Here is a 16,431-nt window from a genome sequence, read left to right as displayed (position 1 = left end):
TGGTTAAGCTCGAGCCGAGAAAGGATGCTGTATAACGGAACGGGTATTGCCGAAGGCGGGGATTTTTGCACGAAAGTCTAATCGAAGAACAGAAATTGAACCTTGTACTGAAGTCCAGCCGAAGCTATTTGGCCCCGCTTTCGGCAATACCTTGTTAGCGGTTCAGGTTTTATTTGATTATTTCAAATCAACTTCATTCTCAACAAAGGATAATTTCTGCCTTGGTCGTCTTTGTCGGTTCTTTCATATACTTCAAATCCGAACTTTTGATAGAACCTTAGCGCTTTAATATTCTGCTCATTTACGTCAAGTTTTTCCGCTTTTAGTTCTTTTACAGCAAAATTTAATAATTTCTGCCCATGTCCTTGTCCAAAATATTTTGGGTCTAAAAAGAGCATTTCAACTTTTCTGTCCAAAACTCCAATAAAACCTAATACCAAGTCTTCATTTGTCAAGCAAAACACTTGAAAGTCATAGAAATTTATGTTGCTTACCAATTCCTTAATCTCTTTAAAATCAGTTGAGGTCAAAAAGTCGTGTGTGTTAAGAACTGACTTCTCCCAAATTGCCAAAATCTGTTGTCGATATATGTTACTATATGGAGCTATCTTGAAATTGTCGGTCTGCATAGTCTTGTTTCAGTTTCTAATGTAGCTTTTGCCGTAACTTGACCGCTAACTTTTATGTATACGTAATAATTACGTTTATATCACCTATCTTTATACGTTGCTTTGTGTGCATAATACGCTGATAATTATTTTGTTACATATTTATTTAGAAGTTGTTTCAACTTAGCCAGTTACGTATATAAATTTGGGTTATGCTCTGTTAGAACCAATAGAAGCAAATTGCTCTTCGTATTTTAACAAAATAATCTGGCTGCCTAAATCTTAAAATTTACTTCAGGAAAACGGTTTTCTTTGTTTTAGCTGATTCTTTGGCTGCTTCCAGAATTTCTACGGCAGTAACATTCATGGGCAATTCGTACAAGTCGTTTTTATCGAGCTGTAACCGGCCTTTTACCACGGCCGCCAGCAAAGAGAATGGGTCGGTATAAGGGGCGGGGCGGGGCGTAAGCTTTAAAGTTTCTTCTGGCGCTTTGCCCGTTAGCCGTTGCCTAACCGTGGTGGCATCTACGGCTACGGCGTAGCCTTTGGTGCCGTAAACTTCCATATCCTTACGGGCAAAAGTCCAGTTCCAGGATCCCTGAATAATGCATTGCGTTTGGGGATATTGCAGAATGAGCGTGGCTTCGTCGTCTACGCGGGTATAAATATCGGGTTTGTTCTGGTGCACCACGGCGGTAACCGAAAGTGGTTTTTGACCTTTTAATAGCCAGGTCATCAGGTTGGCGCCGTAGCAACCAAAATCTACCAGCGCACCGGCACCGTTTTTCTGCGGGTCGGTTAAGATGGCCAGGAACTCTTTGCTCACGCCAATTTCTTTGGGACCCTGGTGGCCATCGTTTACCATTACTTTCCGGATTTCGCCCAGCTTGCCTTCCTGCAGCAAATTATTTACGTGCTGGTTACTGGCGTACCACGAGGTCTCGAAATTGGTGAGCACCCGGATGTTGTTTTTGGCGGCTAACGCTTGCATTTCTTTTGCATCGGCTAAGGTAGTAGCCAAAGGTTTTTCTACCATTACGTGGATTTTGCGCGGCGCACAAGCCCTTACCACTGTTATATGCTCACTAATGGCCCCAAACGCCGATACGGCTTCCGGTTTAACCTGGTCGAGCATTTTATTTAAATCGGTAAAAAACAGTTTGGGATCCAGCTTAAATTGTTGGGCATATTTATCGGCCAGGACCTTATCTGGTTCGTAAATCCCGACTAAAAGTACATCTTGCTTATCTGGGCGGTTAAATATCCAGTTTACGTGGCCGTGGCTTAGTCCGGCCAGGGCAAGCCTAAGCGGTGCCTGGGCAAAAGTTTGGCTAAATACCATTATAACACCAATAAGCGAGAGCCAAAATGCTTTCATATATCTTCTAATTTAAACCCAAGTTTTACTTCGGCCATCTTGGTTGCCTGCGCATGTTGCGCGCATTATATTTTTAGAATGATGATGAATCTAAAATGGATAAAGCATAACCTGAACCCAATTTCTAATTCATTATTTCTAATTTTTAATTTGATGAAAGGCTAAGTTAAACCCGATAAAGCGTGGTCGGCTTTTATATCTGTCCCGTTCCAGACTTTCTTGGCGGTCCAGTCCTGGGCGGGTGCCGCCCAGAAAGAATCGGTAGCCGGTAAGCCCAGGGGCAATAAACCGGTGCTGCACAAGTAAAGACTACCCGTAGAAATATACGTTTCGCCGATGCTGGGTTGGTGGCCGCTAAAACCAATGGTAAGCCAGTTGTTTTTATCGAAAGTATTCGGCGCAGCCATGGTTCGTTTAATTACGGCGCTTAAGGCACTTCTTACCTGGGTCGGTGCCAATTCTTCGGGTAATTTTTGCATCTGGGCCATTTGGGCCAGTAACTGAAAAGCTCCGAACCGGTAAGCCAGCGAGCGACCAATGGGCGGGAAAGTGCCCTCCGGCGATATAAGTCTTTCCTGGATAACGGCATACCTTTGCGCACGCTTTAAGGCTGTTTGGTAAGCATTTTGCTGATTTTTTTGAATTTCGCTTACGGTTTTTAATACTTCCAGCAGCATGGGGTGAATAACGTAGCTATTGTAGTAATCAAAATGAAATTCGGGGCCATCGCCGTAAACACCATCGCCTTTGTACCAGTTCTGGTGCGATTTAATGGCATAATCTACCCGCATGCCGTCCCATTGCTCGCCTAATTTTAGCAGTGCCATTTCTACCATTGCACTAAACAATAGCCAGTTGTTATAGCCCGGCGTAATTACCCGCGAGGCCTGCAAAGCTTTTACTAAATGCTGTTTGGTGTTGCTTTCTATATTGCCCAGGAACTGCTTGGGAGCCCGCAGCAAAGCGTGGCTCAGGAAAGCGGCATCTACTACCGGCTGCCCCCCCGATTTAAAATTCATGTAATCCGGGGAGTTGGGGTCTACGGCCGCCGCCAGCGATAAGTGCGCCAGATCTAAATATTTAGCCCGGAGTTTGCCTTCGGTGGTATCGTCTTTACCCAGTTCCAGCCAGGGCGCCATGCCGGCCATTAACCGGCCAAAAGCCTCTAAATACGTGTAATTGCGGCGGTCTTTCTCGCGGCCGGCTACCGACTCTACGGGCATGTTCTTTTTTAACTCGCCCCGGCTAAGGTTGCTGAGAACCGGGTCGGCTATTTTAGTTAAAGTATCTACCCAAAGCTGACGGTCATTTACCTTTTTAGCGGGAGTAGGGTGGGCTAAAGTAAAACCAGGAGCCAAAGCTCCGGCTACTCCTAAATAAGAAGCCTGGCGAAAGAAATCTCGGCGAAACATGAAAAGTTAATTGGTGGATAATGTTTTTTCTAAAGTAAAGATTTTTACCTTACCCATGCAACTTAAAATATTCCGGCTACGGAACGGAAAAGTTAACCAGCCTCTCTGCGGGGCGATGAATAATTAACCAAATAAATTTCTGTTTAAGGATTTGATTGCCGACCAAAGCCTTGCCTTAAGTTAAAGTTGCCGAAATATAACGGAATATTTTACCTGAATTTCAGCCAAAATATTCCGTTAAAAGAACAGCGCAACCGTAATTATTTTAATTCTTGGGTAGCGATTTATTCAGTTTAAAAAATAACCGCGAAATAGGAATGAGCATAATGCCCGAAATGGCAAAAGCCACAAACGATACTTTCAGGTTAAAGGCGTGGGCCAGGTACCCAATCATGGGCGGGCCCAATAACATACCCACAATACCAAAAGTAGCAATTAACGATATGGCAATGCCAGGCGAATATTGGGGCGAAGCGCCAGCCAAGGTGTAGGTCATAGGAATAATGGCGGCCGTACCAAAACCCACCAGCGAAAAGCCAACCATAGCGGGCCAAAAGCTGGGGAAAAGAATAGCCAGCATAATTCCGGAAAATATAAGCAAAGCACTTAAAACGTAGGTAGTGGGCATACCCAGTTTATCAATAATCCAATCCGAAACAAACCGGGAAAAGGCCATAAACGACATAAAAACCAGGTAGCCGGCTGTAAAAACATCTTCTTTTAATACCTCCTGAAAATAAATGCCGCTCCAATCGAACATACCGCCTTCGCAGATTGCTGCAAAAAACACGAGCAAACCCAGGTATAAAATATAGGCATCGGGTTTGTTTAAAGCCAGTTTATTTCCGGAAGTTGCTTTGTCGTTGCGTAATAAAAAGCGGTAGGCTGCCAAAGTTATCAGAATAGCCATTAAAGAAACCGATACCAGATGGGGTATAATGGGCACACCCATAGAAATTAATAATGTGGTAAATCCTACGCCCATAATGCCGCCGGTGCTCCAAAGCCCGTGAAACGACCCATTAATTTTTTTATCGAATTGCTTTTGCAGGGTAATAGCTTGGGTGTTTACGGCAATATTAAACATCCGCATACTCAGCGAATACAAACAAAGGGTAACCACCAGGGCAAAAGTAGAAGTAGCCAGCGCAATAAATGAAAGGCAGATAGCACCAATTACAAACCCAATCATTAAGGGTATGCGGGTTTCTAACTTGCTTACCAACCAACCCGACAGCGGCAAACCCACAAAAGAACTGATGGGCATGGCCAGCAGCACGGTACCTAATTCGGCTTCGTTCAGGCCCAAAGTTGCTTTAATGGTCGGGATGCGGGAAGCCCAGCTAGAAAAAGTAAATCCCGAGATAAAGAAAAATATACTTAATGAAACCCGCTGTTTCGTTAATAAATCCATTTTTGTAAGAAAGGAGCCCCGCAGACTCACCGAATTTTCTACCCGCATTATCCACTTCGTTTTTAAGGTATCTCCTAGTACTCCCGAATCACCATTATAGTTGGTGGCTAAAGTAAATTTTTAAGCAGAAGCAACCATGGCATAAGATACAATAGCTATTCTGTTGGGCAAAGGTAGTCTTTCGCAAGCTTTTGTTTAAGTAGTAAGTAATAAGTTTTAAGTGATAAGTATAGGTAATATTAATGGACAGGGTAAAAAGAGGGGTGATGTGATTCTGTCGTTTTATTTAAAAGATTTATTTAGAAAGGAGCAAAACCTACTGAAGATTTGGGGCTCAGCAAGTAATGGGCGGTGATAATACCACCAATTCCAAACTAGAGCTGGCGCAAGTTTAGCGAAGCGTAAGTTGTGCCTATTGATAAAGGCCGGTTTTTAACTGGCCGGAAGTTGCAAACTTTCTTTTATAAACTCTCGCGAGCAGAAGTGAATTATTCTTAAATATTCCTTAGTCTGACGGCAATGGTGTTGTTACCGCCCGTTGGTTATTGGGCTTACCTATTGGCTGCTTTTAAATGGATAGTATTTTACTTTTTGCCAGGGGCCGCCCTTATATTCCCACAAACTCAAACCTAGGCCTTGGGCGGTAAAAGGCTTAAAGTTAGGGGTTAGTTCGGTAAAAAGCATCTGGGCAACTTCGGGCGTTACTTTGTTTTGCACGGTTATGTGGGGCCTTAAGCGTTGCTGGTCTTGCGGGGTAAGCCATTCCTGCCAATTGCCCTGCAGAAACCGATGCAGTTGTATTAAGGCAGCGCTTTCCAGGCGGTAAGCCACGCCGCGGCCCAGTTTCATCAGGTTAATTACCTCTAATGATATAACCGGCTGGTTAAGAGTTATGGCATCCAGAAGCCCAGTTATTGCCGGAATATTGGGTAAATGGTGAAATAGTGTTAGATGTGCATCGAGGTAATTAATGGCGGGCGGGAAATACTTTTTCCTTAAAGCATTAAAAAACGTAAAGCTCGGTTCGTCGAGTTGCAACGTCAGAATAAGGGGCGGGTTTTCGGCCATACGGAAGTATACGGGGTATTGGTATAAATGAGGTTGATTGTTTAATGCAGCCGCATTTATGCTTTGCCTTAACCTGTATTTTTTCTCTGCTTACCCGATGCCCAAAATATTGCTCTGAATATTTAGATAAGGCGTTTAAAATATTGGGTAATGTGGCGCTTGCCGCAGGATTTATTACGGCCTTTTAATTAATAGTTCCTGCGGCAAGCGCTAATATTCTAGTAGCTGATTTTAACTGCCGTGCGTCATCCGGAACCAATCGAAAGTAGCATTGGCGTTGGCCGGGCCTTTGGCGGTTAAGCCAATGCGGATACCGCGGTCCCAGGGCGGCAGGTAGGCGGCATCTAAGGCTTGGTCGTTGTTTAAGGAGCGCCAGTTTTGGCCGTCGGGGCTCCAGGAAAACAGCATTTTATCGCCAGCTTGCGTTACCAACCGGAAATAAATAAAATCAGTAGCTGGCGCAGCCGCGCGGGCTACCGTGTTGGTTTTGTTGCTTTTGGTACTCCAGAGTAATATTTCGCCGTTGTTCAGGCCAATGCCTAAGGCATTTTCAGGATCACCAATGGCGGCCAGGCTGGCGGTGGTGCCTGGAGTTAAGCTACTTACATTTACTGCGGTAGTGGCGGTATAAGCGGCGGCTTTGGTGCGTTGGCCCAATAAACTACCTATTTTATCCGGCGAAGCCTGCAGTACCAAATAGCCTTTGTTCTGGAAAGTATATTTAGGGGCAGCCGTTACCGACCATTGCCAACTGGGTGCTAAACGGTTACCGGCAAACTCTTCTTTTACATCCAGTACATCGGGGGCATTTTGGTTATGCGGCGCGGGTGCGGTAACACTAGGCGCATCTTCGCTGAAATGTGGCCAGTTATCTTTGTCCCAGGTTATTTCGTCGAGGAGCCCCTGGCGACCGGGGTACACAAACCCATTGGTGCTGTAAGCGTGGTACATAAAAAAGTAGCGGCCTTGCGTATCGGTTACCAGCGAGCCGTGCCCGGCGCATTTCCAAGCATCATTTTGTTTTAGAATCGGATTTTGGGCATACTTTTCCCAAGGCCCGCGCAGGTTTTTAGCCCGCGCTACACCCACCCCGTACGTACAGCCTCGTCCACAACAGGCATCGCCGGCATAAAAAGTATAGAAATAATCGCCGCGCCGTAGTAAAAACGGACCTTCTACCAGGCCACCTTCCCAGGTGTTAGGATCGTTGCGGAACAATTCAAATTTTTCGCCGAGTAAGGCGGTACGTTCTTCGTTCATGCGCTGACCCCAAAGCGGTGTAGGTTTGCGTACACTGTTGGCATCTTCTTTCCAGATTAAATAAAGTTCTCCTTTTTCGTCGCGAATGGGGTAAGCATCAATAGAACCTACTTCCTGGCAAACCAAAGGGCCGTGGTCGGTGTAAGGGCCGGTGGGGCTGCTGGCACTGGCTACGCCTACACACAGGTTACCGCCTTTTTTACTAGCCGTATAGTAAATATAATATTTGCCATTTTCGTAAGTTATTTCGGGTGCCCAAAAGTGCTTATCGGCCCAATTGGGCAGCTTATCCGGAAACACATGACCTACCGTTTCCCAGTCGACAAGGTTTTTAGAGTGCAGAATGGGGTAAAGTGGTGCCCATTCCGAAGAAGTTGCCGTAGCCCAGTAATCGTTACCTACCCGAATAACCGAAGGATCGGCGTAGTCGCCGGGAAGTACCGGGTTGCTGTAAGTGACCGCAGAAGTTTGTTTAGCAGCAGTACCAGCATTATCGTTGGTATTGGTTTGGGTCGGGGTTTTACTTTTATTAACGTTGCAGGCCAGGGTTAGTAAAGCCAACAGCGGGTACAAGATTTTTTTCATCAGTTTAGGTTGTGGTGGAAAATGCTAGCTGGGCGCAATTTAGATAAAGGCCCGAAAATATCGCTATTTAGCTGCCCGGTAATAAATAATTATTCAGTTATACCTATTAGCAGATAGTAATTGCACCTACACCGGCAAGTAAATAGGCATAAGCTAAGCTGGTTTTTATTAAAGCGTTAATTACTTTAAAAAAATATTGCCCCTTTTACTTTTTAGCTGAAGGGGCAATATTTTATAAATAAGGTAAATATTGGAGTTTAATCAATTTAAGGAGCAGGTCTTTCTTCCTGTTCTTTCACCGAAAATTTATAGGCGGTGCTGGTGCGGTACGTATCGCCGGGTTTCAGAATAGTAGACGGGAAACTGGGTTGGTTTGGCGAATCGGGGAAATGCTGTGTTTCTAAACAGAACCCGTAATGCTTTTTGTAGGCAGTATTATTTTTACCGGTTAAAGTACCATCCAGGAAGTTGCCGGAATAAAACTGAATACCGGGTTCAGTCGTGAAAACTTCCATATAACGGCCGCTGGTGGGTTCGTAAACAGTGGCTGCCAGTTTCATGCTGCCGTCTACGTTGTTTAATACGTAGTTATGGTCGTAGCCGCCCTCAACTTGGTTTATTCTGGCCCCAATGGCGGTAGGGGTGGTAAAATCCATGGAGGTACCTTTTACCGGCCGTAATTCGCCGGTCGGAATAAGCGTGGCATCTACAACGGTGTAGCGGTCGGCGTTAAGCATTAATACGTGCTGCAGCGCATCCTGGGCCTGGCCGGCAGCTAAGTTAAAATAGCTGTGGTTGGTTAAGTTAATGGGCGTAGCCTTATCGGTGGTGGCTTCGTAATCAATGCGCAGTTGGTTATCGGAGGTTAAGGTATAAGTTACACTAGAAGTAAGCGTGCCGGGATACCCTTCTTCGCCGTCTTTGCTCACGTACGTTAGTTTAAGGGCATTCTGGCCCGGCATTTCTTCTGCCTGCCAAACTACCCGGTCAAAACCTTTGTTGCCACCGTGCAGGTGGTTGGCACCATTGTTTGTAGCTAGGGTATATTCCTTGCCATCGAGGGTAAATTTGCCTTTGGCAATCCGGTTGCCGTAGCGGCCCACAATGGCCCCAAAATACGGATTGCTCTTGGTAAAAGCATCGCTGGTATAACCCGAAACATTGTCGAAGCCCAAGACTACGTCGCCGGTGTTGCCGGCTTTATCGGGGGCAAGAATAGAGGTAACCGTAGCCCCGTAATTGGTTATTTGCACCTGCATACCCGACTCGTTTTTCAGGGTATAAAGTTGTACTTCGGTGCCCTCTTTTGTTTGGCCAAAGCTTTGTTTTTGAATATTCATGTTGCTTTCGTTGGTTTCAGTCGATTCGCTGGTGGTAGTTGATTCTGCTGTCCGTTTATTTTCATTGCAGCCCGGCAACGTACTGGCCCCAAGGCCTAAGCCGGCGAGCAGCAGCAAAGCATTTCTTACATTTCGCTTTTTCATACTGGTTGGTGGATTTGTCTTTTAATATTTTATAGGTTCTGGATAAGTTTTTAAAGGTAACAGATAAATTTAATCTGGTGCAAGCTCCGGTATTTTTTTAATTATAAACCCTTAAAACTTAATTTTCTTATACTATAGTTTTCGCTTCCGGAGATAAATTTCTGACCGGCTGTGGGGCTTGTTTTATGTCTTCTCTAAATTTATGCTTTACTTTAGATTTCTAGTTGCCTTGGTTGTTCACTTTAAAGTTAAAAATATATGATTTCGATGCCGGCTTGTTGGTTAAACCTGTTTTTAGTTGGGCTAAGTTGGCTTATGCCGTTTACGGTTTTTAGCCAGGCCCAAAAGCCCAATATTGTAATTATTGTTTCTGACGACCATGCCTATCAGGCCATAAGTGCTTACGGCAGCAAATTAATGCAAACGCCCAACATCGATCGCATTGCCAAAGAAGGCGTTATTTTCCGGAAGGCTTATGTAACCAACTCTATTTGCGGGCCCAGCCGGGCCGTGCTGTTAACCGGCAAATACAGCCACAAAAACGGCTTTAAAGACAATGCCAACTCCCGCTTTAATGGTGCCCAGGATTCTTTTGCCAAGCAACTGCGCTCGGGTGGCTACCAAACCGCCTGGATTGGGAAATGGCACCTGGAAACCGAACCGCAAGGGTTCGACTTCTGGCAGATTTTACCCGGACAAGGCCATTACTACAACCCGGATTTTATTAAGATGGATGGCAGCCGCCAGCGGCTGGAAGGTTACGTATCGGAGGTTACCGAAGATGTGGCGGAAGACTGGTTAAACAAACGCGATAAAAACAAGCCTTTTTGCTTGGTTATTGGCCATAAAGCTACGCACCGCACCTGGTTACCCGATTTTAAAGACATGGGCCGGTTCGATAACGTAACATTTCCGTTGCCTGCCAATTTTTATGATTCCTACGAAAACCGGGAAGCTGCCCGCGTGCAGGACATGAATATTGCCAAAACCATGATAATGGGCTACGACCTGAAAATGTTTCCGGCCAATACCGAAATAAAAGACGGCAATATTACCCGCATGAATGCGGCCCAACGCGCTAAGTTTGATGCCTACTACCAACCCATTATGGCCGATTTACAAGCCCGCAATTTATCGGGTAAGGCCTTAACCGAATGGAAGTACCAGCGGTACATGCGCGATTATTTAAGCACTGCCGTTGCCTTAGACCGCAGCATTGGCCGCACCCTCGCTTACCTCGATAAAAATAAGTTGGCCGATAATACTATTGTTATTTACCTCTCCGACCAAGGCTTTTTTATGGGCGAGCACGGCTGGTTCGACAAGCGCTTTATGTACGAAGAATCTTTTAGAACGCCCATGGTCATGCGCTACCCAGGGGTAGTTAAGCCCGGCACCGTATCTGATGCCTTTGTCATGAATCTGGATGTTGCTCCTACTTTGCTGGAGGCTGCCAAAATACCCGTTCCGAAGGATGTACAAGGTGAATCGATGTGGCCGTTGCTTACCGATAAAAAGGTCCAGGGCCGTGCGGCCATGTATTACCATTATTATGAAGATGGCGAACATGCCGTATCGCCGCATTTTGGCGTTAAAACCAGCCGGTATAAACTTATCCGGTTTTACAAGCGGGTAAACGGTTGGGAGTTGTACGACCTGCAGCAAGACCCGCACGAAATGCAAAACCTGTACGGCAAAAAAGGCTACGAAAAAATTACTGCCGACCTGCAAGCCAAACTTACCGGACTTATTAATCGCTACGAAGATACCGAAGCCAAAGCGTTGCTGTAAACCTGTTTGTGCCTGAAGATGTTCAGGAATATTTCTGCTGCGGGAAAACAGGTAGGGCATTTTATAAATTCTGTTCAGCAGTTACTTAACCAGATAATCCGGTTAATATAAATATTTAACAAACACCCCGATATAATTACCGGAAAAACGTAATATTATTTTGATTTAACCTGATTTTGGCAAAATTTAGCAGCAGTAATATTTTATGAAAGATGCTCCGACAGCCCAACTGCATATTTTTCTGGTGCGGCATTATCGGCCTAAGGTGGTCCGGAGCGGCCTGTATAACCATGCCCGGGCGGCCCAATATATTCAAGAATACGATGCTGCCGACATTGAAGCCATTGTAAACAAGCCTACTGGGTTGCCTTTTACCGAAGTTACTCGCGTACATTGCAGTGTTTTGCCCCGGGCCAAACAAACGGCTCTGGCTATTTTTGGCCCCGACATAACCCTCGTAGAAGATAAAATATTTAATGAATGCGAGCGCAAAATATTATCGTTACCCTTACTGCAATTTCCGTTAAAAGCCTGGTTAACCGGAGCCCGTATTCTTTGGTTCTTAGGCCTGAACAGCCGCGGTATCGAAACGTATAAACAAGCGCGCCGCCGCGCAAAACAATGTGCGGCTACCCTGGCGCAATATGCCACCGAAGAAAAAAAGACGGTCTTGGTAGCCCACGGTATGCTAAATTTATTTATCCGGCGGTACCTGCGCAAAATGGGCTGGCGGGTGGTACGGCACGACGGCAGTGGTTTTTTAGCCGTAACTGAACTGGTAAAACCCGCCGCCGGCTAAATTCAGACCATTGTTCTGCACAAAATTTATTTAACTATTACGGAGCTGATAATTTGAATATTTAATCTTCTCCGGAAATATTATAACTCGGATTAGCAAATAACTTATTCCTTTTACAATCCCTGCCCAATATTATATTTTTACCAGAAGCAAGCCTATTTACAGCGCATATACTTTGGTTAAAGCAAAGCCCGTAAACCCGCACCGGATTATATTCTTACATTTTGTTGCGGCGCTAAAACCCCGTAAACCCTGTAAAATACCCAAATAATAAAATTAAACGAAAACCAGAATAACAATCTACGGTATCTGCCCGTAAACCGCTATTGTTCCTCTTACATTACGAACCTTTAAAACACAAAAGATTATGAAGGGAAATCATAAAGGCAACAGTGGTAACAGTGATCATCGCTCGCCAGATAACATACATAGTAAACACAACATGGACGAAGCCGTGCAACACCCCAGCGGCGACGATAATGGTACGACTGCCGAATTTAAAAGCGGAGAGCGCGGGCCGGTAACTGATAGCGGCGATAACAAACAAGGTCGCCAGGGCGGCGGACCCGGCGAGCACCAAAGCAAAGCCGGTGAGCAAGGCTATAAATCCGAAAACAACTACCATACAACTAAAAAAGGCAGCCATACCAGTTCGGGCGAAATTCGGGGTGCGGGTACTTTAAAAGATGGTTCCAGCGCCGACCAGGATATGAAATACGGCTACCACAACGGCGATTATTCTGATGATATAAAACAAACCCGGTGGAGCCGGCAAGATTCCGGACCTAAAAATGCTGCCCAAAAAGGCCAGGCTAACCACGATGGTGGCAATATGGATGGCCGTGGTGGCGGTAAAAGCAGTGGCCATGAGGGTATAAACAACCCCGATAATCCCGTGAAGGTAAACAAAAGGAATGATTAAATATAGGCTGATTTAAAAGCCAATAAAGAAGGCCTGCTTTTGTATAAGAGCAGGCCTTTTTTATTAGTTCGGGAAAGCTTTGGCATCAATACCCGGAATAACTTTTAAAGCATTTTTGTAATACAATTTTTTTAGCACTTCGTCGGGCAGGCCCAAACCGTACATTTTCCAGAAAGCGTGCCGTTTGCGGTAATAATCAAAATATTCGTCGTTGGTTTCCAGCACCCGGAAATAAACGTGGTATTCGCTGGGTTCCCAGATATCTTTGCCAAACATTATCCGGTCCTGGTATTTAATAAAAAATTCTCGGGCAAAACGTGGCTGCCGCCCTATTTCGGCCAGCACCGCGCCAATTTCGGTGTACATATTGGGCAATTCATCCATCAATTTTCCTAACCGGGCCAAATCGCCGCCTAACCAACCCAGGTGGGCGTTTATAAATTTGGTTTTCGGATGCTTCTTAAACATGCGGTGCTGTTCACTCATTATTTGTTCCCACGGCGGATATTTATCGGCTGGCCGCGCCCGGTTCGGAAATTGCTTTAGTTCCAGCCAACGCTCATTGTATTTATCGTGGGGTTCTGAAAACTGCTTGGGCTCGCCGGTATGAATTAAAACCGGAATGCCCAGTTCGCCGGCTTTGGCCCAGATAGGGTCCAGGCGCGGGTCGTCGGTAGGTACCCGTTTGCCGTTATTGGCCGTGGTGGTCATGCCTAAGTTCTTGAATATTTTTAAGCCTTGTGCCCCATTTTTTACATCCTGCTCTAGTTGGGCGGCGGCTTTCTTCCCAAAATCGGGTTCATCAATTTTATTAAAATCAATATTGGCGAATAATAAAAACCGGGTAGGGTAATTGCCTTTCATGTTCGCAACGCCGGCTTTCAATTTTTCTCCAAAACCGCCGCTCAGGTTTACCATGGTTTGCAAATTTATTCCGTCCATATCTTTTACCAGTTTAGCCAGTGCTTCTTTGGTCATGGCGGAGTTCTGGTGGTTATGCACATCAATAAACGGATATTTGGCGCGCATAACTGGGTGCTCGGGCACTTTCAACCCAGATTTAGGCTCGTATTCTTCAAACGACATATCTTGGGCCTGCACCAAACCGCTGATGCTTAATACTAAACTCAAAGTAAAACCAAAGTAAATATTCTTCATGGGAGCACGCTAACTTTTAGAGCCAATATAATAAATCCTTTATCTTTAAGCGAGGATTCATGATGATTTTAAAAAAATGCCGGTTTAGGGTTAACCAGTCGTTAGCTTTTAGCCAGATGGACGGGGCCTGCCTGAATAATATTTTAAATAATACTTAAAGGCTTAATCAAACTTTTAATAACTTATGCCTTTTAGTTGTAGGATGGCCCATTGAAGCTAGCCCACTTTGTTGTAAATATTGATTTCTGATAAGTAACAGGATGTAATTACTCTGTATTATCTATGTAAAAAATTGCAAGCCAATATTTTAAAATTTATTATACCTTAAAACTGACCACTTACTTAGCCCATACTATTTAAATATGACCACCACCAGAAGAGAGTTTTTAAAAACATCGGGCGCTTTGGCTTTGGGGACTTTTTTGTTGCCTCAGGTAAGCCAGGCCGCTAAAGTTAAAAATCCGGGCCTGCAGCTATATTCGGTTCGCACCGAGATGCTGGCCGATGCCACCGGCACCCTGAAAAAATTAGCTGCCTTGGGTTACAAAGAATTAGAATCGGCGAATAGCCCCAAAGGCCATTATTACGGCTTAAGTGCCAAAGAAATTAAAAAAATTACCCAGGATTTGGGCATGACTTTGCGTAGTGGCCACGTGCACCTCGATAAAAACTGGCAACGCACCGTAGACGAAGCCGCCGAATCGGGTCAGCAATATTTAATTTGCTCGTCGTTGCCCAGCCAAGGCCAAACTGTTAGTAATTACCAGCGCGTAGCCGAGGCTTTTAACAAAGCGGCCGAAGCCTGCAAAAAAGCAAACGTTTTATTTGGCTACCACAACCACGATTACGAGTTTGAAAAAGCCGACGGCAAGGTACTCTACGACTTGCTATTAACCGAAACCGATCCTAAACTGGTAATAATGGAGCTGGACTTAGGTTGGGTGCTGGTAACCGGCAACGACCCCATTGCTTACTTCGAGAAATACCCGGGCCGGTTCCCGTTGTGGCACCTGAAAGATATGCGTAAAGACAAAGCCGAAAGTACCGAGTTTGGCAAAGGCCGCATAGATATTGCCCGTATGTTCCAGAATGCGCAAAAATCGGGTATGAAATATTATTTTGTAGAGCAGGAAGAATACGCCGGTGCGCCTTTAGATAGCATGAAGCATAATATTGAATATCTGAAAAAGATGAATTATTAACTGCGTGTTGCGTAAAAATTAAAATCTAAGCGTTTTTTTTGCAAGATTTCATCTGGTAAGGCGGTGGTGGTGCTAACGGTTAGCTTTGGCCTAAGTTAAGTTCCCGGCCGTGGGTTCAGACGGTCTAATTTTCCTTTGCTCGTACCACACAATGCTAAAGCACCGGAATCTAAGAAGATTCTCTTCCAGAAGAGCATCTTCCGGCAGGTATTCACGCCACCGACTGCGCTATTTGCCGGTAGCTACTGTTAACCTGTTTTATCCTGTATAGTAAATACCGATTTTCTGTCTTTTACCTAATTAGTCTTTTATTATTAAATATTTAAGCAAGTATATTTCACAGCATTGAACGTTCCCCTCCGGAGGGGGTAGGGGAAGGATTACCGAATAGTTGCTAAAAGAAATTGAGTTGCTGCCGACAGTAAAATTAAAAAGCGGCTTATGAGCCGCTTTTTAAATATGGGTACTTGTACTGGTTAAGTATTTCAATCATCATTATTGGAGCCAAGGCCACCCGGCGACACGCTGGTATCTGGGTTGTTGCTGTTGCCGCGGCGCAAACCACCGGCATCCAGCCCGGCCCCGCCACCGCCGTCGGCTTCGCGGTCATAACCTTCTTCGCCGGCCAAATCGTTGCCGGTGCCGCCACCAGCCGGCTCATTATTGCCTACGCCCGAACCAGTACCACTGCCTTCCTCCTCGCCATAGGGGTCGGCACCGCCGCCGCTGGTGTCATCGCCGGTATAATCTTCGCTGCCACCAATAGCCCGGATGCTGTTGCCCCCGCTGCTCATGTCGGCTACCTGGCTTTGCGCACCCATACCGGTAAGGGCAGCGGCACCCATGCGTAAAACATTATCACTATCATTTGGCACCTGGTCGCCTAAGTTGCCGGCTAAATTTTTCCGGTTTTCGCCGCCGGTAATGGTATCTGTATTGGGTGTATGCTGTTTATCTGTCATGCTAAATTTATTAAGGTAATACCTGCTCTTTTACGCAAGCCAAGGGTACATGTATAAATAACTTTAACATTTAATCTAAATACCGGTAAATAAATTGGGTAAGAAAGCTGTTTATAAATCCTTGATAAATTTTAAACAGCCCTTTTTACGATTGTGCATTTTTGTAATGTTCTACGTGAAACCAGAAAGCTTATATTTAACAAGGCTGCTAATAAGAAAGCCCCAAACCAGCATAAACCTGATTTGGGGCTTTTGTTATTAAGTAACAAAAAAAATTATTTTACATTATTTATTTACGTAAAGAGCTAAAATTCTGTATTCTAAAAATTTACAACTGACCACTTACTTATAAATATATAGTTAGTCAGGACTCAGGGTTTTGGCTTTG

Annotated in this window: 13 protein-coding genes; 4 read left to right on the top strand and 9 right to left on the bottom strand. The window is 45.0% G+C overall.

The genetic code is table 11. The features are described 5' to 3' along the window. Window positions 1–182 precede the first annotated feature (182 nt). The 7 genes from ACO1R6_RS21500 to ACO1R6_RS21470 all read right to left on the bottom strand — a co-directional run bounded on the left by ACO1R6_RS21500 (window position 183) and on the right by ACO1R6_RS21470 (window position 9,209). Window positions 183–530, bottom strand: coding sequence for a GNAT family N-acetyltransferase (locus ACO1R6_RS21500; RefSeq protein ID WP_486267173.1), 348 nt, complete (start codon window positions 528–530; stop codon window positions 183–185). A gap of 367 nt (window positions 531–897) precedes the next feature. After that, window positions 898–1,986 carry a Gfo/Idh/MocA family protein gene (locus ACO1R6_RS21495; RefSeq protein ID WP_486267172.1) on the bottom strand — a complete coding sequence of 363 codons (1,089 nt, stop codon included), beginning with the start codon at window positions 1,984–1,986 and terminating at the stop codon, window positions 898–900. 161 nt (window positions 1,987–2,147) lie between these two features. After that, complete coding sequence (locus tag ACO1R6_RS21490) at window positions 2,148–3,398, bottom strand: DUF2264 domain-containing protein (protein WP_486267171.1); 1,251 nt, start codon at window positions 3,396–3,398, stop codon at window positions 2,148–2,150. A 265-nt stretch (window positions 3,399–3,663) separates the two neighbouring features. Further along, window positions 3,664–4,860, bottom strand: a complete 1,197-nt coding sequence (locus ACO1R6_RS21485) for an MFS transporter (protein ID WP_486267170.1) — start codon at window positions 4,858–4,860, stop codon at window positions 3,664–3,666. Window positions 4,861–5,367: 507 nt separating this feature from the next. Continuing rightward, the gene (locus ACO1R6_RS21480) at window positions 5,368–5,880 is read right to left on the bottom strand and encodes a 2'-5' RNA ligase family protein (RefSeq protein WP_486267169.1); all 513 of its coding nucleotides are present in this window, start codon (window positions 5,878–5,880) and stop codon (window positions 5,368–5,370) included. 231 nt (window positions 5,881–6,111) lie between these two features. Then, window positions 6,112–7,725 (bottom strand): family 43 glycosylhydrolase, encoded by a 1,614-nt coding sequence (locus tag ACO1R6_RS21475; RefSeq protein ID WP_486267168.1) that lies wholly within the window; start codon window positions 7,723–7,725, stop codon window positions 6,112–6,114. A gap of 266 nt (window positions 7,726–7,991) precedes the next feature. After that, window positions 7,992–9,209 (bottom strand): aldose epimerase family protein, encoded by a 1,218-nt coding sequence (locus ACO1R6_RS21470; protein ID WP_486267167.1) that lies wholly within the window; start codon window positions 9,207–9,209, stop codon window positions 7,992–7,994. Between the two features lie 315 nt (window positions 9,210–9,524). Here ACO1R6_RS21470 and ACO1R6_RS21465 point away from each other — a divergent pair, with 315 nt between their 5' ends. The 3 genes from ACO1R6_RS21465 (at window position 9,525) to ACO1R6_RS21455 (ending at window position 12,721) form a co-directional block, all read left to right on the top strand. Further along, window positions 9,525–11,000, top strand: coding sequence for a sulfatase family protein (locus tag ACO1R6_RS21465; protein ID WP_486267166.1), 1,476 nt, complete (start codon window positions 9,525–9,527; stop codon window positions 10,998–11,000). Between the two features lie 205 nt (window positions 11,001–11,205). Next, window positions 11,206–11,799: a histidine phosphatase family protein gene (locus ACO1R6_RS21460; RefSeq protein ID WP_486267165.1), complete on the top strand. Its 594-nt coding sequence runs from the start codon at window positions 11,206–11,208 to the stop codon at window positions 11,797–11,799. Window positions 11,800–12,166: 367 nt separating this feature from the next. Continuing rightward, a complete protein-coding gene (locus ACO1R6_RS21455; RefSeq protein WP_486267164.1) occupies window positions 12,167–12,721 on the top strand; it encodes a hypothetical protein in 555 nt (184 codons plus the stop codon). Between the two features lie 63 nt (window positions 12,722–12,784). Here the strand turns inward: ACO1R6_RS21455 and ACO1R6_RS21450 are convergent, their stop codons facing one another. Beyond that, entirely contained in the window at window positions 12,785–13,879 is a 1,095-nt protein-coding gene (locus tag ACO1R6_RS21450; protein ID WP_486267163.1) for an amidohydrolase family protein, read from the bottom strand. A gap of 362 nt (window positions 13,880–14,241) precedes the next feature. On the opposite strand from ACO1R6_RS21450, the gene ACO1R6_RS21445 reads away from it, so the two are divergent. Then, window positions 14,242–15,081 carry a sugar phosphate isomerase/epimerase family protein gene (locus ACO1R6_RS21445; protein ID WP_486267162.1) on the top strand — a complete coding sequence of 280 codons (840 nt, stop codon included), beginning with the start codon at window positions 14,242–14,244 and terminating at the stop codon, window positions 15,079–15,081. Between the two features lie 485 nt (window positions 15,082–15,566). On the opposite strand, the gene ACO1R6_RS21440 is transcribed toward ACO1R6_RS21445, so the two are convergent. Then, window positions 15,567–16,043, bottom strand: a complete 477-nt coding sequence (locus ACO1R6_RS21440; RefSeq protein ID WP_486267161.1) for a hypothetical protein — start codon at window positions 16,041–16,043, stop codon at window positions 15,567–15,569. Window positions 16,044–16,431: the final 388 nt, after the last annotated feature.

It is taken from the genome of Adhaeribacter sp. (assembly GCF_057359045.1).
This window is presented reverse-complemented; position numbering and strand designations above follow the sequence as displayed.